This is a genomic window from Algoriphagus ratkowskyi (assembly GCF_002150505.1).
GTDB lineage: Bacteria > Bacteroidota > Bacteroidia > Cytophagales > Cyclobacteriaceae > Algoriphagus > Algoriphagus ratkowskyi.
On record NZ_MSSV01000005.1, the window covers coordinates 143,075 to 161,746 of the forward strand.

Here is an 18,672-nt window from a genome sequence, read left to right on the forward strand (position 1 = left end):
TTTCAATTCGGAGGCTTTCATTCTTACCTTCTCACTGGTTTAAAATGGATATTTCCCTTGATCAATCATATAGTCAGCAACTTGTCTTCTCAATTCCTTGGTATTATAAAGCTCTGATTTGGTGAATCTCTTCAAGCCCATCAGCATCACTTTTTGCTCATCGCCTTGAGTGAAGCTACCGATTGCCTCTTTAGCAGCCACATTGATTTTGTCAACCGCCTGAGATAGATAAATCTGCGTCATCGCAATTTGATTCTTGCAGGCATCTTCACCTTTCATAGACACCAACTTCTCGGTGCGCAATACGGCTGACTCACTTGCGTAGATCTCTATCATCACGTCAGCAAGATTCATCATGATTTCCTGTTCATCTTCAATCTTGTCCTGAAGTGTCATGGCTGCTTTTCCACCGACCATTAGGAATACTTTTTTTAGCTTCTTCAACACTTCTTTTTCAGCTGCGAAAAGTTCTGAAGTATCAACTGTTTCAAATGAGGGTACAGAAATAAGTTCTTTAGAAACAGCCATAGCAGGGTCAAAAATATTGATTTCGCCTTTCATCGCACGCTTCAATAGCATTCCAACCATGAGCATACGGTTGATTTCGTTCGTTCCTTCGTAAATCCTGGATATTCTAGCATCACGATAAGCACGCTCCATAGGCGCATCAGCTGAGTAGCCCATACCACCATAGATCTGAACTCCTTGATCTACTACATAATCCAGCACTTCTGAGCATTGCACTTTTGCGATAGCACATTCAATCGCGAAAGCTTCGACACCTTTGAGTTTAGCTTCGGTAGCATCCATTCCTTCTGCCTCTAGCGCATTCATCTTATTCTCGATATCCTGACCAGCTCTGTAACAAAGTGCTTCAGAAACGTAGGTCTTAGAAGCCATTTCAGCAAGTTTGGACTTGATCGCTCCAAACGTATTGATGCTCACACCAAATTGCTTACGCTCTGTAGAATATTTGATTGCATGAGTAGTTACGGTACGAACTCCACCAAGTACGCCAGCGCCAAGTTTTACTCTACCGATGTTTAGGATATTTACCGCGATTTTGAATCCATTCTGACGATCCGAAAGCAAATTCTCTACTGGCACAGGGCAATCGTTGAAGAATACCTGACGAGTTGAAGATCCTTTGATACCCAACTTTTTCTCTTCTTCATTCATCGTAATCCCGCCAAAAGACTTCTCTACTATGAAACAAGACAAGTTTTTATCATCTTCTATTTTGGCAAAAACGATAAATAATTCCGCGAAACCAGCATTAGAAATCCACATTTTCTGTCCTGTGAGAAGGTATGTTTTACCGTCTTCAGAAAGGGTAGCTTTAGTTTTACCACTATTGGCATCTGAGCCTGCATCTGGCTCAGTAAGGCAGTAACATGCAGCCCATTCACCGGTTGCGAGCTTTGGAAGATATTTTTTCTTCTGTTCCTCAGTGCCGTAATACAAGATTGGGAGTGTACCTATACCCGTATGAGCTCCATAGGTAGTAGAAAAAGAGCCTGCTGCGCCGATAATATCTGCAATCAGCATAGATGTATTAAAACTCATACCCATACCGCCGTATTCTTCAGGGACGGTGATGCCCAAAAGACCAAGTTCTCCGGCTTTTTTGAAAATACGTGGAACAAGCTCGGGGTCTTTCATACTATCGATCTCCTGCACATGCGGTGTGATCTCCGTATCGATAAAATCCTGACAAGCCTGAGCCATCATTCGTTGTTCTTCGGTAAATTCTGCTGGGATAAAGATGTCCTGTGCATCCGTTTCCTTGATAAGGAATTCTCCTCCTTGGGTTGATTTTGTTTGGGTGGCCATTGTTATAAATTAAGACTTTAGATTTTAGACGCTAAACATCAGACTTCATTATTCATCATTTCTCATTCATCATTCGATATTGAAAAGTTCAAAAATTCAGAATGTCGAATGCTGAATGCTGAATTTTGAATGATGAAGTGGGTAGGACTTCCTATTTAAGCAGTTCGTAGACCCCAGCCACGCCCTGACCACCACCTACACAAGCAGTGACTAGTCCGTACTTTTTATTCTGCCGACGAAGTTCATTGAACATTTGTATGGAAAGCTTTGCTCCAGTACATCCCAGCGGATGACCAAGAGATACAGCTCCACCATTTACATTCACGATATCTGGATTCATATCCAGCGCTTTCATCACTGATAGACCTTGCGCAGCAAATGCTTCATTCAGCTCTATCAAATCAATGTCATTTAAAGTTAAACCTGCCTGCTTCAATGCTTTTGGAACGGCTACTTTTGGCCCAATCCCCATGATTCTAGGATCAACTCCTGCAGCGCTATAAGACATCATTCTAGCAATTGGCTCAATGTTCAGTTCCTTCACCATTCGCTCAGACATCACTACTACGAAAGCCGCTCCATCAGAAGTTTGAGATGAATTACCGGCAGTGACTTGACCGCCATTTTTGAAAGCAGGTCTCAGTCCAGCTAATACTTCCATGGTAGTACCTGGACGAGGTCCTTCATCCGTATCTACTACAAATTTTCTGGTTTTCTTTTTGCCTTTTTCATCCAGGTAAGTTTCTTCCACTTCTACTGGTACAATCTCATCCTTGAACTTTCCGGCCGCTATTGCAGCTAGAGCTTTCTCGTGAGACTTGACAGAAAAAGCATCTGATTCTTCCCGAGTGATACTGTATTCCTTAGCCAGTTCCTCAGCAGTCAATCCCATACTGATGTAATAAGAAGGATGCTCGGTGGCTATTTTATAATTTAAAACTGTTTTGTAACCCATCATCGGAACTAGAGACATAGATTCTGTTCCTCCGGCGATGATACAATCTGCCATTCCTGCTTTCACTTTTCCTACTGCCAATGCGATAGCTTCAATACCAGAACCACAATATCTGTTGACAATAAAACCAGGATTGGAAACTCCCAAGGCCATTAGAGAAATCATCCTTCCCATTTGCATTCCTTGCTCCGCCTCAGGTACTGCATTTCCTACGATCAGATCATCAACCATTTTGGCTTCAAGACCTGGTGTATTTGCAAGCAAATGCGTAATCACATCTGTTGCCAAATCATCTGGACGATAAAATCTAAAGCCACCTTTTTTGGCTTTCCCTACCGCCGATCTATATCCATTTACTATATATGCTTCCATGTTATTTTCGAATTATTTGTGTGTTGAGATACTTGGTACATTGTACGTCGTACTTAGTACGTCAATTGCGCAACGGTTTTCCCTTGAATAAAATACTATGAATTCTCTCCAGCGTCTTCTTTTCACCTGTGAGACTTAGGAAAGCTTCTCTTTCCAAATCCAGTAGATATCGTTCTGAAACTTCTGTTGGAGACGATAAATCCCCACCAGACATCACCCAAGCTAATTTTCGAGCAATCTTCGCATCATGCTCAGAAATGTAAGCACCGTATTGCATGCCCGTCACTCCAGCATCAAATAATGCCAACGACTCCTTTCCCAATACCTTAATATTTGTTTTCTCGATAGGCTGCGTGTATCCTGCTTCGTGCATGGAGATTACTTTCGATTTAGCTTCAGCCAATTGGCGTTTTCTATTCAATGTAATCCCATCTGATTTTCTCAAATAACCAAGATTCCTAGCTTCCTCCGCAGAAGTGGAAACTTTAGCCATAGCTATATTTAAGAAATACTCTTGCAGTTGATTCAATTCTACATCACCAGAATTAATGGCATTAGAAAATCTCAATGTCATCTCCTTAGTACCACCACCAGCTGGAATCAAACCAACTCCGACTTCTACTAATCCCATGTACAATTCCGCATGGGCCTGTACGTGATCAGAGTGAAGCGAAAGCTCACATCCACCACCTAAAGTCATATTATGCGGTGCTACTACTACAGGAACTGATGAAAAACGAGCGCGCATCATGGTATTCTGGAAATGAGATATCATCAAATTGATCTCGTCAAAATCCTGATCACCCGCAAACATGAATAGCATTGCCAAATTTGCTCCTGCAGAGAAATTCGCACCTTCATTCCCAATCACCAATCCTTTATGTGACTTCTCAGCCATTCCGATAGCAGTATTGATGCCTTCGATGACTTCCTGACCCATAGAGTTCATCTTGGTGTGGAATTCCAATCCGATTACATCATCGCCTAAATCATAGACAGATGCTCCTGAGTTATTCCATATCTTCTTACCAGCAGATTTGAGCGTATCTAGAATGATAAATTCATCTAATCCTGGAATTTCTAGGTAAGATTTAGAGGGAATGTCGTAATAATGCTTCTTTCCATTTTCTACTTTGTAGAAGGAGTCATTTCCTTCTTCCAACATCTCATAAACCCAAGCTGCAGGCTTCTCACCAGCTGCTTCCATTTTGTCTACAGTCTCTTTTACACCGAGTAAATCCCAGTTTTCAAATGGACCAAGTTCCCAACCGAAACCAGCTGAAACTGCCTGATCGATCCTATACAATTCATCAGAAATTTCGGGAATACGATTAGAACAGTATCTGAATAAATCATAAAAAGTAGCACGATAGAATTCTCCTGCACGGTCATCAAAATTCACTAGGAATTTGATCCTCTTTTTTAAATCTTCAAATTCTTTGGCCGCTTCTAAAGCCTTAAACTTCGGTTTCTCTACGTCCTTATATTCGAACGTTTCAAAGTCAATTTCTTTCAGCTCTTTTCTGCCATCTTCATGACGGATCATTTTGAAGTAACCTTGACCTGTCTTATCTCCAAACCACTTATTATTATAAAGTACTTCGACAATTTTAGGAAGCTTAAATTTTTCTCTAGACTCGTCATTTGGTAAAGCTTTGTAGAGGTTATTCGCAACATTCACAGTAGTATCCAGCCCCACTACATCCATTGTTCTAAACGTAGCTGATTTAGCTCTACCAATTAATGTTCCTGTCAATTTATCTACTTCAGATACTCCAAAGCCCATTTTCTCGATAGTATGCATTGCCGAAATAATTGCATATACTCCAATTCTATTGGCTATAAACGCAGGCGTATCCTTACAAAGCACAGTTTCTTTTCCAAGGAACTTGTCACCGTATTCCATCATGAATTCCACTATTTCAGGCTTGGTTTTAGGCCCAGGAATAATTTCCAGAAGCCTCAAATATCTCGGTGGATTGAAAAAGTGCGTACCTACAAAATTCTCTTGAAAATCTTCAGATCTTCCCTCGCACATCATGTGCATCGGAATTCCAGAAGTATTGGAAGTAATCAACGTTCCAGGCTTCCGGTACTTTTCTACTTTCTCAAAAAGTGATTGTTTGATATCCAAACGCTCAACGATAACCTCAATTACCCAATCGTACTCTTTGATTTTCGGAAGATCATCATCAAAATTTCCAGTAGTTATTCTAGCCGCAAAGGCCTTATCGTATATAGCTGAAGGATTTGCCTTCAGGGTGCTCTGCAAAGCATCATTTACTATTCGGTTTCTGACTCCTGGATTTTCCTTGGTCAAACCCTTTTTCTGTTCCTGCTCTGTAAGTTCAAAAGGTACAATATCCAGTAAAAGTACCTGCACGCCGATATTGGCGAAATGACAGGCAATTCTGGATCCCATAACTCCCGAACCTAAAACGGCAACTTTTTTAATGGTTCTGTTCATAATTTTGGGCTTTTGGTCTTATTAACCTTGTGGCGGTTATTAAATTATAATTCAAATATTGTTTTATTAATATCTACTCCTTTATCAGTTTGTACCTGATCGATGACAAGTTGTATTTTTTCAAATACGCTGAAAAAACCAGTTAGATCTTCTTCACTGACTACTTCACGTACTTGTTCATTAAACTCTCTAATCGTATTGACAGAAATCGCTTTGATTCTCTTTCCTTCTTCTGTTAGGTAAATTCGGACTGAACGCTTATCTATTAAATCTGGCTTTTTGAAAATCAGTCCTTTTTCTTCCATCGTCTTTAGCATACGTGTTAGGCTTCTAGTTTCCAAACCAATCTGTGGCGCAATCTTAGTTGCTGGCGTTCCATCTTTAGAATTGATGTTAATCAGTACAAACCCAATCGCAGTGGTAAATCCCTCAACTGCAGCTTGCTGATTGTACATTCTAGAGATAGCATGCCATGCACTTTTTATATGATAATCAACAGTTTCTTCTCTCTTCATCTCTATGGAATGCATCAATTTTACGATTCCTAAGTTACAAAAAATAATGTATGCATGCATACTATATTGATAAAAAGTTATGCATGCATCACAAATTCTATTATAAAAAAAACAAAATTTAAAAGAGAATCTCTATCTAAAACTCTCAGTTAGTTTCGAATTCAGATTAAAAAGCATGAAAAATAACTTCTTTAAAAAATTTATGATTGTAATTAATAATGTTTGGTTCTGATCAATCTTGATAAAGATTATTAATCTCTTTTTCAAATTTTTGATGAATCACCTTTCTTTTCAATTTCATCGTTGGCGTCAACTCTCCAGATTCAATTCCCCAAGATTTTGGCAAAAGTTTAAAACGCTTTATTTGCTCCCATTTACCAAAATACTTATTCGCCTGTTCTAGCTCCCGATCGAACTTTTCTATTATTTCTGGTTTTTTGATCATTTCTTCATCAGTCGTGTAGGGAATATCTTTGTGTTTACAATACTCCTTCAACCCTTCAAAACTCGGTACTATTAGAGCTGTAGGGTAATTTCTATTTTCGCCTAGTATTAGCAACTGATCAATCAAACTAGATTCTTTGAATTTGTTCTCCATGAGCTGCGGAGCAATATACTTTCCTCCAGAAGTTTTGAACATTTCTTTTTTGCGATCTGTGATTTTCAAGAATTGTCCATCTAACTCTCCAATATCTCCTGTATGAAACCAGCCATTTTGAAGTACCTCTGCGGTCATGTCAGGTTCCCTGTAGTAACCTTGCATTACGTTAGGCCCTTGGACTAGTATTTCGCCGTCTTCTGCGATTTTGACTTCTACATCTTGAACTAGTTTTCCTACCCAACCAATTCTCATCTCCTTATGTGTACATATTGATGCTGAAACTACTGGTGAAGTTTCCGTCAGTCCATATCCCTCACAGACTTTGATCCCTGCAGCCCAAAAAACACGAGCTAGTCTAGGTTGCAAAGCTGAAGCACCAGAATTGATCTGCATTACTTCTCCGCCCAATGCTTCTCTCCATTTACTAAAGATAAGTTTGTTGGCTAGTTTCAGTTGAAAATCATACCATGATCCCATAGTTTTTGCAGGATCATATTGCAAGCCTAGATTTAGCGCCCAAAAGAAAAGGCTCTTCTTAATACCAGTTAGCTCATATCCCTTAGCTACTATTTTATCATAAATTTTCTCCAAAAGACGAGGAACAGTATTGAAGGCATGTGGCTTAACTTCCTTCATATTTTCTCCTAAAAGCTCTAGACTCTCCGCATAGTAAATAGAGAAACCTAGATACATAAAACAGAATGAACCAGTCCGCTCGTATATATGACACAGAGGAAGAAAACTTAAAACTCTGGAAGTTCCGTATGCAGGCGTCATTATAGCTGCAATTGCAAGCACATTTGAGAGCACATTGGAATGGGAAAGCATCACACCTTTAGGTCTTCCTGTAGTTCCTGAGGTATAAATAATCGTAAATAGGTCATCTGGATTCACCTGTTCTTTGGCATTTTCCAAACCCAAAATATCCTCATTCACACCAATAGCCAAAAAGTCTTCCCAAAAGATTGTTCCTTCCAATTTTTCAAAACTATATATCAAACGATCTCCTGAAACAACTTTTGCTTTTTCATGGATAATTTGATCACCCACAAAGATCATTTTTACTTCAGCATGCTCAAAAATATACTCATAGTCCGCAGAGGTGATGGTAGGATACATAGGAACAGATACAGCCCCAATCTGCTGTAAAGCTATATCAACAAAATTCCATTCTGGACAGTTATTAGAAATGATAGCTATTTTATCACCTGATTTGACACCAGTTTTAAGAAATGCTAAGCTCAGATTGTCGGAGATCTCCTTGACATCTCTAGTTGAGAAAGATTTCCAAGCCCCATTCTCCTTTTTAGAGAGCGCAATCTCTTTATCATAGGTAGCGATCTGATAGGGAATCAAATCAAAAAGTCTTGAAGGCTTCATAGTTCATTATTTTGGGTATCTATAATATTACCAAAATGTGAGATGATTACAAAGAGTTATCCACGCTCTCTTTTTATAGTAGTTGTAAAATAGATTTTTAAAAAAATTCTTTACTAAGGTTATTAGGACTGTGGATTTGTGGAAAAGACGCCTAAATATTCTTCTCAACGTTTATCCCTACCAAACCTTTGGGTTTCCCACTACTTATCCCCTCGTTGTCCACATGTATGTTACTGTAAATGATAGGAGTAAGTCAATTAGCTGTTTTATGTGGATGATAACCTTTTTTCTACCTGTTAGGAAAATGGCTGTGGATAGAATGATATTGGTTGGTGGATAACTGTTGGCTTTTCCCCATTAATAGTACTTAGAGGAAAAGCCTAGAAGAGGGACGTGTATAAGTGCTGAGTTATCGTTAAGTAGTCCACGCTTATCCACAGATAAATTGGTACTTATCCACCCCTAATTTTGTACTGTTTTCAAGCCTGTTTTTGGAGTGGATGTTATCACTAGGTCTTCCAATGTCCAACCACCTCTGATGGATATATTTTTATCTCCAGTATCAGGATCTGTGAAATAGAAGGTTCTTTCTGCATTTCTCTTTTCTTCATAGTTGGCAGGATCCCAACGTTTATTTGCATTTGTGTCTTCAATTACTCTGATTTCATAATTTCCAGCTTCTATCAAGTTAAATGAAAAGTTATTTCCAGATTTAATATAAGCTTCTCTTTTCATTTCACCTTTACTATCCAGAAGTTGCACTATAAATGGACCTTCGGCCCCTTCTATGCTTCCAGAGATCAAATCAGCTAACGTTTCTAGTTTAAGTTTTTTATAATTTGCAGATAAAACTGTTTCATTGTATTGACCTTCAATATCCAGAAAAGTAGAATCCGCTGCCTTTACTGTAAATAGTTCAAAGGGAATTGAGTCTGGTATGCTTAGGTTAATTTGAAGAATATCTCTTCTTAAAGAATCTTTAAAACTTAGCATTTTCGGGGTAATGGCAATTATTGAAGCTGTATCATAGGCTAAATAAAGGGAATCATAATTAATATTTTTAAGTGGCTTATTGAAGGTTAATTCAACACCTAGATTCTTGTAGAAGCTTTTTCCCGAATTTGGAGTAATGCTGAGTTTTTCTGATCTTCTTTCGGAATTTTCAAATTTTGCATAAATCAGTGAATCAATATTGAATCCTACCGAATCAGTTAAATTCACTTTGAATGCTAAACTATCTGTGATAGGCTTTTCTAAGTAAAGTGTTATTCTTTTATCTCCCAGAGTATAAAAAATATCAAACTCAGGATTTTCATTTTCAATGGAAATTTCGACTGGATTCTTATTTAAAACTATGGTATAATTTGAACCAACTGAAGAGGATCTTAATATTCTAATAGGATTCTGGTCTCCCTTGGATAGATTGAATTGTATACCATCAATGTTTTGGATGATGGTAATGGTATCTTTTATAAAATCAAATGCCTCCGACTTGTATTCCGCCTTAAGGCTATTATTATCATCTAGCCATGCGTATGCGATATACTTCCCTGATTTGATATTGGAAATGAAAAATTTTCCTACAGAATCCACTTGGGTCAAATAATAAGGAGGTGCTGTAAATACGTTCGTTGTATCATCTAATGGATATAGACCCACTATAGCATCTTCTAATTGTGTATTTCTCCCAGGAAAATAAGTATTAACTGATCCTGAAAAAGTTAGACTGTCAATGCTTTCACCTGTAGAAAACACCAATTTCAAATTTTCTACTGGATTTGCTTCAGAGAGATCTTGAATGGATTTTTGAAAATTGAATACGTAAGTTGTGCTATCTTCTAATATTTGGTTTAGCTCTATTACCAAGGTGTTTTTGATGGCCGTGATAATTACTTCATCCTTATTTATTCTTGGAGTGATTAGGATATTTTTATTTGCATTATCTAGTTTTATGTATTCATCAAAGGTTAAAATGATTTTTTCTGGTTTGGTATTCAAACTTTGATTCTTGGGACTCATGTTTAAAACTTTTGGTGGGTCAAGGTCTCTTGGTCCCCCCATAGGTGAGCTCTGTTTGGCACATGAAAAAGCTAGTAGGCTTATTACTAAAAGAATAAGTAGATTAATGTTTTTCACTTTTTTTTGAAAACGAATAAATTACTTGAATGATTTATTGCACTCTTAGATGCTTCTTGATTTGATTTTAGACCTGTTCTGATTGCATTCCAATATTTCTTCATCATGGATTGCTTCGAATCTAAATAGCCTTCTGATAGTAACGAAACATAATAACTATCGAAGATCATCGGAGATTCTTGTATGAGTTGTAAATCAAAGATATCTCCGAACTTTTGGATTGCTTTATGATTGAAATGGTATAGATGTCTTGGTACATCCCATCCTGCCCAATTCGTACTGTATTTTACAGCATCCAGACTTTCAGGATTTGGTACTGCTATTATGATGTAACCATCTGGTTCTAAGTGTTTTATAATTTTTTTAATACTTTTTCTCAATTCATGTACGTGTTCTAATACATGATAGAGTGTGATAATGTCAAATGAATTTTGCTTAGGTAACTCATTTATTGACTCATATATCCTACCATTTAATTTAGAATTAGCCAAAAGCCTAGCTTTTTCATTAGGTTCTATTCCAGTTACATTCCATCCCTTTTTATTTGCGCTATAAAGTAACTCACCTGTACCACAGCCATAATCGAGATATTTACCTTTAGTAGGCTTTAGGCTACTTAGATGTTTTATTTTCTGTGATATTGCATATTTACGTACTCTTTGATAAATGAACTGAGTTAAGTTTTTGGATTTATCATCGTGGGAGAAATATTCTGGAAAATCATAGTATGTGGCTATAGTCTCTACTGTGGGTCTTGGATTAGTAAATTTCAAACCACAGTTAGTACAGTTGCAAATACTGAAAGACTCGTGACTTACAGCAAAATCTTTTATTACTTTAGAATTAAGAAAATGTCCACTCTTGCAGAGTGGACATTTTGTAAGTCTTTCTAGCATTTTATCTTCCAAGGTAAACGGTGATTATGGATAGGTCTGCAGGTGTTACACCACTTATTCTTGAAGCTTGGCCCATTGTTTCGGGTCTTATTTTACTCAGTTTTTGCTTGCCTTCAGATGATAGAGCAGGAATAGCTATATAGTCAAATTTCAAAGGAATCTTAAAGTTTTCCATACCACTTAGTTTATCTACCATTTGCTGTTCTTTCTCTATATAACTATCGTATTTGATTTGTATTTCTGCTTGTTCTAGAACCTCAGCTGGATATTTGGATAGATACTCGTTTATTTCTGGGTTGAAAGTTTTTAGTATTTCAAGACCTATTTGAGGTCTTTTTAAAAGCTTCTCAGCAGTTATTTTTTCTTTGATAGCAGCAGTACCTGATTCTTCCAAACCTATGTTTACACTTTCTGGGGAGAATTTCTTCTGTCTTAGATCATTGATAAGCTTAGCTGTAAGATTTTTCTTAGCATTCATTTTGTCTAATCGTTCATCTGATGCTAATCCTATGTCATGACCTTTCTGAGTCAATCTTAAATCTGCATTGTCCTGTCGAAGTAGAAGTCTAAACTCAGCTCTTGATGTGAACATTCTATAAGGCTCATCTGTACCTTTATTTATTAGATCATCTATAAGTACTCCAATGTAAGCATCAGATCTTTTCAGTAAGAAAGGATCCTTTTCTTGAGCTTTTAAGCTTGCATTGATTCCAGCTACTAATCCTTGACAAGCTGCTTCTTCATATCCTGTTGTACCATTTATTTGTCCAGCGAAATACAGATTTTCCATCAATTGTGTCTCTAAGGTAAGTTTCAATTGTGTCGGTGGAAAATAGTCGTATTCTATCGCATAACCAGGACGGAACATCTTTGCATTTTCAAAGCCTTCAATTTTACGGATGGCTTTGTATTGTACATCTTCTGGAAGTGATGTAGAAAAGCCATTTATATACATTTCTACCGTATTCCATCCTTCCGGTTCTACGAATATTTGATGTCTGTCTCTTTCTGCAAACCTATTTATCTTGTCCTCTATTGATGGACAATATCTAGGACCTAGGCCTTGAATTCTTCCGTTGAACATTGGAGATCTATCAAAACCTTCTTCTAGTGTAGAATGAACTTCTTTATTTGTATAAGTAATCCAACAAGTTCTTTGTTTCTTTAGTGTACTTGTGGTATCTGAAAAGCTAAATTTCTCGGGATTCTCGTCTCCTTGCTGAACTTCCATTTTGGAATAATCAAGGCTTCTTCCGTCTACTCTTGGTGGTGTACCCGTTTTCATCCTTCCGGACTCGAAGCCAAGTTCTACAAGTTGTTCTGTAATACCTCTTGCAGCAGCTTCACCTGTTCTTCCTCCTCCAAATTGTTTTTCACCAATATGTATTAGTCCATTGAGGAAAGTACCGTTTGTCAGCACTACACTTTTTCCAAATATTTCAAGCCCTATGCTTGTTCTCACACCTTTTAATTCTCCCTTTTTGACAACAAGGCCTGTGATCATTTCTTGCCAGAAATCTACGTTTGGAGTTTGCTCTAGAGCTAATCTCCACTCTTCAGCAAACATCATACGATCATTCTGAGACCTAGGAGACCACATAGCAGGCCCTTTTGATCTGTTTAACATTCTGAATTGAATCATTGATTTGTCAGAAATAATACCTGACATACCACCTAAAGCATCTATTTCTCTTACTATTTGCCCTTTCGCTACACCTCCCATTGCTGGGTTGCAAGACATTTGAGCGATGGTATTCATATTCATTGTACATAGCAAAACCTTCGAGCCCATGGCTGCAGCAGCTTGTGCAGCTTCGCATCCGGCATGCCCCGCCCCTACTACTATGACATCGTATATTGGAAACATTATATCCTTTTTTGTTTACTGTTTCACGTGAAACAGTAGTAAATTCGATCCGTATGGGTTCACTGTTTCACGTGGAACGTTTAAATCTTTTCGAATAAATCTATAGCAAATTCTTCTTTGCTTCTCATTAGACTTTCCTCTTCTGTTAATTTATCCTTATAACCAAGTAAATGAAAAAGACCATGGCTTAATACTCTGCTTAATTCATTTTCCTCTTCCGTTTTAAGCGTCTTTGAGTTTTCTTTTACTCTTTCAATACTTATGAAAATATCCCCTTCTATTATTCCCTTCTCCTCGGAGTTATCAAATGTGATAATATCTGTATAAGTGTCATGATCTAAATATTCAACATTTATATTCAGTAGATATTCGTCCGAGCAAAAAACAAAATTAAGATCTGAAATTATATGATTTTCAGATTCAGCAAGGTTTTTAAGCCAAGCCTTTCTTTTTCTCTTTTCTTTTAGAGAGAATGATACTTCTTCAGTAAAGAAATTGATAGGCATAATTTAATTCATGTAAAATGATAAAACAGTCTTAGTGCCATTATTCTCAAATTTCACATCGTCCGAAAGGTGCTTTATAAGGAAAATTCCTCTACCACCAGTTTTTTCTATGTTTTCTGGTGCTGTAGGATCTTTTAGCTCATTATAATCAAATCCCTCACCCTCATCCTGAATAGTGAATAAAAGAAGCTCTTCTTCAAGAGTCAATTCTAAATGAACAAGTTTATTCTTATTGCCTTGATTTCCGTGAATGATAGCATTACTAATGCACTCCGTAACAGAAATCATAATGTTACCATAGATATCATCGTTAATCTCAAAGTTTTCTCGAGCATTGTCGATGAAACTTTCAATTATTTTTATGTTCTCAATAAGAGAAGGAATTGAAATTTTTATGTTTTTCATCATAATTGTATTCAATGAATAATATCTAATATTTTATTCTACCTCGATAAGAATTGGACAATGATCTGAATGTATTGTGTCAGCTAAAATGATTGAGCTTTTTAGTCGTTCTTCCATTGGAGCCGTAGCCATATGATAATCAATTCTCCATCCTAGATTCTTAGCTCTAGAATTTGCTCTATAGCTCCACCAAGTATAATTGTCGGGCGCTGAATTGAATTTGCGAAAACTGTCTACAAATCCAGATTCTGTAAATTTATCCATCCAAGCTCTCTCTTCTGGCAAGAAGCCCGAACAATTCTTATTTGATTTTGGATTATGAATATCAATTGCTTTATGACAAATATTGTAATCTCCACTCAATATTAAATTTGTGTTGGTTCTTCTTAAATCCTGAGAGTATCCATATATGTCATCCAGAAATTCATATTTGAACCCTTGACGAGCTTCACCAGTAGTACCTGATGGAAAATATGCTGTTAAGAAAGAAAAGTCATCAAAATCAACCTGAAGAATTCTTCCTTCATCGTCGTATTTTAAATACTCCATTCCATATTTAACCGATTTTGGCTTTATTTTAGTCAATATTGCCACACCACTATATCCTTTTTTTACGGCTGAATGCCAAAATATTTCGTAGCCCAAATCTTCGAAAATAGTAGCATCTATCTGCTCTAAATTAGCTTTAACCTCTTGTAAACCAACTACATCTGGATTTACCTGTTTAAGCCAATCTACAAAACCTTTATTCATGGCAGCACGAATGCCATTGACGTTATATGACACTATTTTCACAAGCTATTCAATTACTATTTCGTATTCTTTTTCAAAATATTCTATTACCTGAATCTTTAAAAGCTTTTCCTGATCTAATAAATCGAAATGAGGAAGGTCTTTTATAAGTTTCCAATGGGGCCAGCCATCTTGATCGACGTGATCCAGCTCGTAAAAGCCATCGTAACTTAAAACCTTACAAACAGCAATATGCATTAGATCCTGTTTTTGCTCTTTACTAAATATCCTATTGCCTTGGCCTAATTCTTGGACACCTATTAGAAAGAGTACGCCATTTAAGTCCGCAGGTTTTTTACCAATGGTTTCTTTAAGGCCTTCTAATAATTTAGACCAACGTTTTTCTAATTCCAGATCGCGTTTAAACATTATAATCCTTTGATTGTCAAGTGTTTACTAGTATTCTGCTGCTCCTCTTAAATGTGGAATTACAACTGATACTTCTATTACGGTAGCTATGGAAAAAACTTCGAAAATTTGTTTTTTTGTTATACCTATATCCTAGTAATTTCCTAAATAATACCTTACGCAGTCATCGCATCTTCTATAGAACAGGCAAATCCGATCATCTCTTCCGACTTTATATCTACGGATTTCTCAGGATGTGCTTTAGTAATCAGTTTAAATATACGCTTGATTACTGTATTGTCATCAGCCAGTATATTATCATTGATATGACTGCGATACTCATTGAATTCTTCTATGAGATTCATTAACTTAACTGTATAGGAAAGATTTAGAAAGCAAATATACCACTATTTGCCCTTGACAGATAGGAACAAGCCTTTTTCACAATGCGTTTATTTTTTGTAAAAGATTTTTTGGATTTAATTTTTCCTCGCAATTGTCTTTTGTGTGGCAGGACTCTCTATGATCTGGAGCAAAACCTGTGTTTAATCTGTAAGGGCATGCTTCCTGTAACCAGTTATCATTTGCGACCCATCGATAATGATCTAAGTGATAAAGTGAAAGGATTGAGTGACGTGAAGATGGTGATGGCTTATTTAAAATTTACCAAAGGTGGTGATAGTCAAAAGCTTTTACATCAACTAAAGTATAGAAATAAACCTCAATTGGCTCAGGAGTTGGGCCTATTGTACGGGACTATTCTCAAGGATCATGAATTTCATAAGTGCTGGGATCTCATTGTTCCTGTTCCTTTACATCCTATGAAACAACTTCGTAGAGGTTACAACCAAAGTGAACAATTTGGAATAGGTCTTGGTGATTCGCTGTCGTTAGAGGTAAAGAAAGCATTAATACGGGGGAAATTTACAGAAACACAAACTCAAAAATCACGAATTCAACGAATGGATAATATGGACGAGGTGTTTCAGATATCGCCTAATGCAACTATTGCTAACAAGTCAATTCTCTTGGTAGATGATGTAATGACTACAGGAGCTACATTGTGTGCCTGTGCGAATGTACTTTTGGCGAATGAGGCAAAAAATGTAGATTTGGTCACCATTGCAGCAGGAGGATGAATCGTATGATTGATATAGAATTATTAAAATACCCAATTGGGAAATTTAAGAAGCCACAGCATATTTCAGAAAATATGGTAAAGGAGGCTATTGATTACCTACGTTTATTTCCAACTTATTTGGAAGATACGATCCAAACTTTCTCAGATGTTCAGCTTAATACCCCCTATCGACCTGGTGGTTGGACTGTAAAGCAATTGATACATCACCTTTCAGATAGCCACATGAATGCATTTATGCGATTCAAATGGGCACTTACGGAGGATAACCCTACAATCAAGCCTTATGATGAAGCAGCTTGGGCAAAACTGGTTGATTATTCATTACCAGTTTCTGATTCCATCCCAGTTATCCGGTTTATTCACTCTAAATGGTCCACTATCCTTGAATCGATGAGTTCTGAAGATTATTCGAAAACGTATTTCCATCCAGACTCACAATTATCGGTTCCTTTGGCTGAAGTTGCACTTATGTATCAATGGCATTCCACACATCACTTAGCACATATTCAGCATTTAATTATGCGTGAAAAATGGTAAGCGAATCGCCTTTTCTTAGGTGAGATCATTAGATTTTATCCATTTAGTCTATATTTCAACTCATGAATATTTCCCTCAAAAATCAACGAATTCTAGTAACTGGAGCTTCTCGGGGAATCGGAAAGGCAATTGCTAAGCAGCTTTCTGATTCTGGAGCTGAGGTGATAATTCATTATAATAAAAATAAGAATGAGGCAGAAAAGCTTCAAAATGAATTAAAGAATCCAGCTGTTATAGAGTCTTGTGATTTATCAGACATAGATCAAGTAATTGGATTTGTTCCCAAATTGGTAGGGAAATATGGGTCAATTTCAGGTCTGGTAAATAATGCTGGGATCTCACTTTCCGCGCCCGATAATCTTGATACTAAAGAATGGGTGAAGATTTGGAATGAAACACTTCAAGTAAATACTACAGCGCTCGGAATTCTATGCAAAGAATTTGTAGAACATGCCTTAGTTAACCAAAGTGGAAGGATCATTAATATCTCTTCTAGGGCAGCATTTCGAGGAGATACCACAGATTATATAGCTTATGCAGCATCTAAAGGTGCAATTGTCAGTTTGACAAGATCAATTGCCCGGCATTATGGGAAACAGGGAATCAAAGCTTTTTTAATTGCTCCAGGGTTTACACGCACGGACATGGCTGATGAAATTTTGGCTGAATATGGAGAGGATTTTGCCTTGAATGATATTGCACTGAAGGAGCTGACAAGACCCGAAGATATTGCGCCTATGGTCACGCTGCTTTGTTCTGGACTGGCAGATCATGCTACTGGAGCAAGTATCGATATCAATGCGGGTTCGTATGTACATTAATAGTGATTTGATATCTAAGCAAAACATCCAATGCCTCTAAGGCAAAAAACCAACGATATTCTTTCCCCAGAATTAATTAAAATTCTGAAGATTTTTGGATTGATATCGATCGGGTTAGTTTTTACTCTTTCCTTTTTCAATACGAGACGGGCGAATAATTCGGGTGAAGACCTGACTTTCCATATGACTTCTTCCAGTCGTCTTTACTTTTTAAATGTTCGTGCCATAAATTACGACAGAGAAGTAAGGCCTGATGCAGGAATGATTCTTTTTCGTCATGGCAAAAGAGCTACTTTAAAGTCTAAGCAATTGCTTGATATGGTAATTATTCTTAATAATCCAAAAGATGAAGCTTACCTCTATTTGGAACCTGTGAGCATAGATTGGCCGCTTGAAATTAAAGCTTCGCTTGGAGGAAAGGAAGAGATATTCCAATTTAAAAATGGAAATAATACCGATGTTTTAAGGTATATCAAACAACTAGAGCCGTGGATTTTCAATGAGGCTAAATTTGAGTTAAAAGTTGATTCCAACTGGATTCCTTTGTGGTCAACTCCAAAAGAAAAGGAAAGCATAAAATCCATACTAGAAGATTATTATAAATTGATAAATGAGCGAGAATAATTCGATGGAAAACCCAAATTCCCACATGGAGCAATTCAAGAAATTAGTAGGCCAAAAGCTAGATAAAATGCCCTCACAGGCTGGAAACTGGCTTGGAGGAACACTTCTGGAAATTGAAAAAGACTTTATCAAAGTATCCTATATTGTGAGTCCAGCAATGTGCAATCCTGCACGGATTCTGCATGGAGGAGTGGCATCATTGATGATAGATGATGTTATCGGAATGGGGAATTTTGTAGCCGGCTCAGAGTACTTGATGACTAGTATAAATCTGAATGTAGATTTTTTGTCTGCCGCACAGGTTGGTGAGAAATTAGAGGTATCTGCAAAATTAGTTCGATCTGGCTCAAACCTAAATCATTGGGACGCCGTAATCACTAAAGACTCAGGTAAAATCGTAGCTAAAGCTAGCTCCAATATGATCAAAACGCACGTAAAGATGAGTGAACTCGGGTATTGAAATCTAATACTACTTA

Annotated in this window: 18 protein-coding genes; 5 read left to right on the top strand and 13 right to left on the bottom strand. The window is 37.2% G+C overall.

Going from position 1 to position 18,672, the window contains the following annotated elements; genetic code table 11:
- Window positions 1–39: 39 nt before the first annotated feature.
- The 13 genes from BVH02_RS07775 to BVH02_RS21935 form a co-directional block, all read right to left on the bottom strand.
- Window positions 40–1,833, bottom strand: coding sequence for an acyl-CoA dehydrogenase family protein (locus BVH02_RS07775; protein ID WP_086500834.1), 1,794 nt, complete (start codon window positions 1,831–1,833; stop codon window positions 40–42).
- A gap of 151 nt (window positions 1,834–1,984) precedes the next feature.
- Window positions 1,985–3,160 carry a thiolase family protein gene (locus tag BVH02_RS07780; RefSeq protein ID WP_086500835.1) on the bottom strand — a complete coding sequence of 392 codons (1,176 nt, stop codon included), beginning with the start codon at window positions 3,158–3,160 and terminating at the stop codon, window positions 1,985–1,987.
- A 61-nt stretch (window positions 3,161–3,221) separates the two neighbouring features.
- Window positions 3,222–5,627 (bottom strand): 3-hydroxyacyl-CoA dehydrogenase/enoyl-CoA hydratase family protein, encoded by a 2,406-nt coding sequence (locus tag BVH02_RS07785; RefSeq protein WP_086500836.1) that lies wholly within the window; start codon window positions 5,625–5,627, stop codon window positions 3,222–3,224.
- Window positions 5,628–5,671: 44 nt separating this feature from the next.
- The gene (locus BVH02_RS07790; protein WP_086500880.1) at window positions 5,672–6,142 is read right to left on the bottom strand and encodes a MarR family winged helix-turn-helix transcriptional regulator; all 471 of its coding nucleotides are present in this window, start codon (window positions 6,140–6,142) and stop codon (window positions 5,672–5,674) included.
- A 232-nt stretch (window positions 6,143–6,374) separates the two neighbouring features.
- Entirely contained in the window at window positions 6,375–8,123 is a 1,749-nt protein-coding gene (locus BVH02_RS07795) for an AMP-dependent synthetase/ligase (protein WP_086500837.1), read from the bottom strand.
- A gap of 462 nt (window positions 8,124–8,585) precedes the next feature.
- Window positions 8,586–10,259, bottom strand: a complete 1,674-nt coding sequence (locus BVH02_RS07800) for an Ig-like domain-containing domain (protein WP_086500838.1) — start codon at window positions 10,257–10,259, stop codon at window positions 8,586–8,588.
- The gene (locus BVH02_RS07805; protein ID WP_223271834.1) at window positions 10,256–11,167 is read right to left on the bottom strand and encodes a class I SAM-dependent methyltransferase; all 912 of its coding nucleotides are present in this window, start codon (window positions 11,165–11,167) and stop codon (window positions 10,256–10,258) included. Before BVH02_RS07805 ends, BVH02_RS07800 begins: the two co-directional genes overlap by 4 nt.
- Window positions 11,157–13,022, bottom strand: coding sequence for a tRNA uridine-5-carboxymethylaminomethyl(34) synthesis enzyme MnmG (mnmG, locus tag BVH02_RS07810; RefSeq protein ID WP_086500840.1), 1,866 nt, complete (start codon window positions 13,020–13,022; stop codon window positions 11,157–11,159). Before mnmG ends, BVH02_RS07805 begins: the two co-directional genes overlap by 11 nt.
- Window positions 13,023–13,102: 80 nt before the next feature.
- Window positions 13,103–13,528, bottom strand: a complete 426-nt coding sequence (gene ybeY, locus BVH02_RS07815; protein ID WP_086500841.1) for an rRNA maturation RNase YbeY — start codon at window positions 13,526–13,528, stop codon at window positions 13,103–13,105.
- Window positions 13,529–13,531: 3 nt separating this feature from the next.
- Window positions 13,532–13,933, bottom strand: a complete 402-nt coding sequence (locus tag BVH02_RS07820; protein ID WP_086500881.1) for an ATP-binding protein — start codon at window positions 13,931–13,933, stop codon at window positions 13,532–13,534.
- Between the two features lie 33 nt (window positions 13,934–13,966).
- A complete protein-coding gene (locus BVH02_RS07825; protein WP_086500842.1) occupies window positions 13,967–14,728 on the bottom strand; it encodes an exodeoxyribonuclease III in 762 nt (253 codons plus the stop codon).
- Window positions 14,729–14,731: 3 nt separating this feature from the next.
- Window positions 14,732–15,094, bottom strand: coding sequence for a hypothetical protein (locus BVH02_RS07830; protein WP_086500843.1), 363 nt, complete (start codon window positions 15,092–15,094; stop codon window positions 14,732–14,734).
- Window positions 15,095–15,249: 155 nt separating this feature from the next.
- Window positions 15,250–15,438 (bottom strand): hypothetical protein, encoded by a 189-nt coding sequence (locus tag BVH02_RS21935; RefSeq protein WP_317045420.1) that lies wholly within the window; start codon window positions 15,436–15,438, stop codon window positions 15,250–15,252.
- Window positions 15,439–15,633: 195 nt separating this feature from the next.
- Between BVH02_RS21935 and BVH02_RS07840 the strand changes: the two genes are divergently transcribed.
- The 5 genes from BVH02_RS07840 to BVH02_RS07860 all read left to right on the top strand — a co-directional run bounded on the left by BVH02_RS07840 (window position 15,634) and on the right by BVH02_RS07860 (window position 18,656).
- The gene (locus BVH02_RS07840; protein ID WP_317045421.1) at window positions 15,634–16,212 is read left to right on the top strand and encodes a ComF family protein; all 579 of its coding nucleotides are present in this window, start codon (window positions 15,634–15,636) and stop codon (window positions 16,210–16,212) included.
- 5 nt (window positions 16,213–16,217) lie between these two features.
- Entirely contained in the window at window positions 16,218–16,751 is a 534-nt protein-coding gene (locus BVH02_RS07845) for a YfiT family bacillithiol transferase (protein WP_086500882.1), read from the top strand.
- A gap of 62 nt (window positions 16,752–16,813) precedes the next feature.
- The gene (locus BVH02_RS07850; protein ID WP_086500845.1) at window positions 16,814–17,572 is read left to right on the top strand and encodes an SDR family NAD(P)-dependent oxidoreductase; all 759 of its coding nucleotides are present in this window, start codon (window positions 16,814–16,816) and stop codon (window positions 17,570–17,572) included.
- A gap of 30 nt (window positions 17,573–17,602) precedes the next feature.
- Window positions 17,603–18,196 (top strand): hypothetical protein, encoded by a 594-nt coding sequence (locus BVH02_RS07855; RefSeq protein ID WP_086500846.1) that lies wholly within the window; start codon window positions 17,603–17,605, stop codon window positions 18,194–18,196.
- Window positions 18,183–18,656, top strand: coding sequence for a PaaI family thioesterase (locus tag BVH02_RS07860; RefSeq protein ID WP_086500847.1), 474 nt, complete (start codon window positions 18,183–18,185; stop codon window positions 18,654–18,656). Before BVH02_RS07855 ends, BVH02_RS07860 begins: the two co-directional genes overlap by 14 nt.
- Window positions 18,657–18,672: the final 16 nt, after the last annotated feature.

What these genes read in the sequence shown, in the direction of transcription:
- BVH02_RS07775 (WP_086500834.1), bottom strand. Translation starts at nt 1,833, where the DNA reads ATGGCCACCCAAACAAAATCAACCCAAGGAGGAGAATTCCTTATCAAG.
- BVH02_RS07780 (WP_086500835.1), bottom strand. Translation starts at nt 3,160, where the DNA reads ATGGAAGCATATATAGTAAATGGATATAGATCGGCGGTAGGGAAAGCC.
- BVH02_RS07785 (WP_086500836.1), bottom strand. Translation starts at nt 5,627, where the DNA reads ATGAACAGAACCATTAAAAAAGTTGCCGTTTTAGGTTCGGGAGTTATG.
- BVH02_RS07790 (WP_086500880.1), bottom strand. Translation starts at nt 6,142, where the DNA reads ATGAAGAGAGAAGAAACTGTTGATTATCATATAAAAAGTGCATGGCAT.
- BVH02_RS07795 (WP_086500837.1), bottom strand. Translation starts at nt 8,123, where the DNA reads ATGAAGCCTTCAAGACTTTTTGATTTGATTCCCTATCAGATCGCTACC.
- mnmG (WP_086500840.1), bottom strand. Translation starts at nt 13,022, where the DNA reads ATGTTTCCAATATACGATGTCATAGTAGTAGGGGCGGGGCATGCCGGA.
- ybeY (WP_086500841.1), bottom strand. Translation starts at nt 13,528, where the DNA reads ATGCCTATCAATTTCTTTACTGAAGAAGTATCATTCTCTCTAAAAGAA.
- BVH02_RS07820 (WP_086500881.1), bottom strand. Translation starts at nt 13,933, where the DNA reads ATGAAAAACATAAAAATTTCAATTCCTTCTCTTATTGAGAACATAAAA.
- BVH02_RS07830 (WP_086500843.1), bottom strand. Translation starts at nt 15,094, where the DNA reads ATGTTTAAACGCGATCTGGAATTAGAAAAACGTTGGTCTAAATTATTA.
- BVH02_RS21935 (WP_317045420.1), bottom strand. Translation starts at nt 15,438, where the DNA reads ATGAATCTCATAGAAGAATTCAATGAGTATCGCAGTCATATCAATGAT.
- BVH02_RS07840 (WP_317045421.1), top strand. Translation starts at nt 15,634, where the DNA reads ATGCTTCCTGTAACCAGTTATCATTTGCGACCCATCGATAATGATCTA.
- BVH02_RS07845 (WP_086500882.1), top strand. Translation starts at nt 16,218, where the DNA reads ATGATTGATATAGAATTATTAAAATACCCAATTGGGAAATTTAAGAAG.
- BVH02_RS07850 (WP_086500845.1), top strand. Translation starts at nt 16,814, where the DNA reads ATGAATATTTCCCTCAAAAATCAACGAATTCTAGTAACTGGAGCTTCT.
- BVH02_RS07855 (WP_086500846.1), top strand. Translation starts at nt 17,603, where the DNA reads ATGCCTCTAAGGCAAAAAACCAACGATATTCTTTCCCCAGAATTAATT.
- BVH02_RS07860 (WP_086500847.1), top strand. Translation starts at nt 18,183, where the DNA reads ATGAGCGAGAATAATTCGATGGAAAACCCAAATTCCCACATGGAGCAA.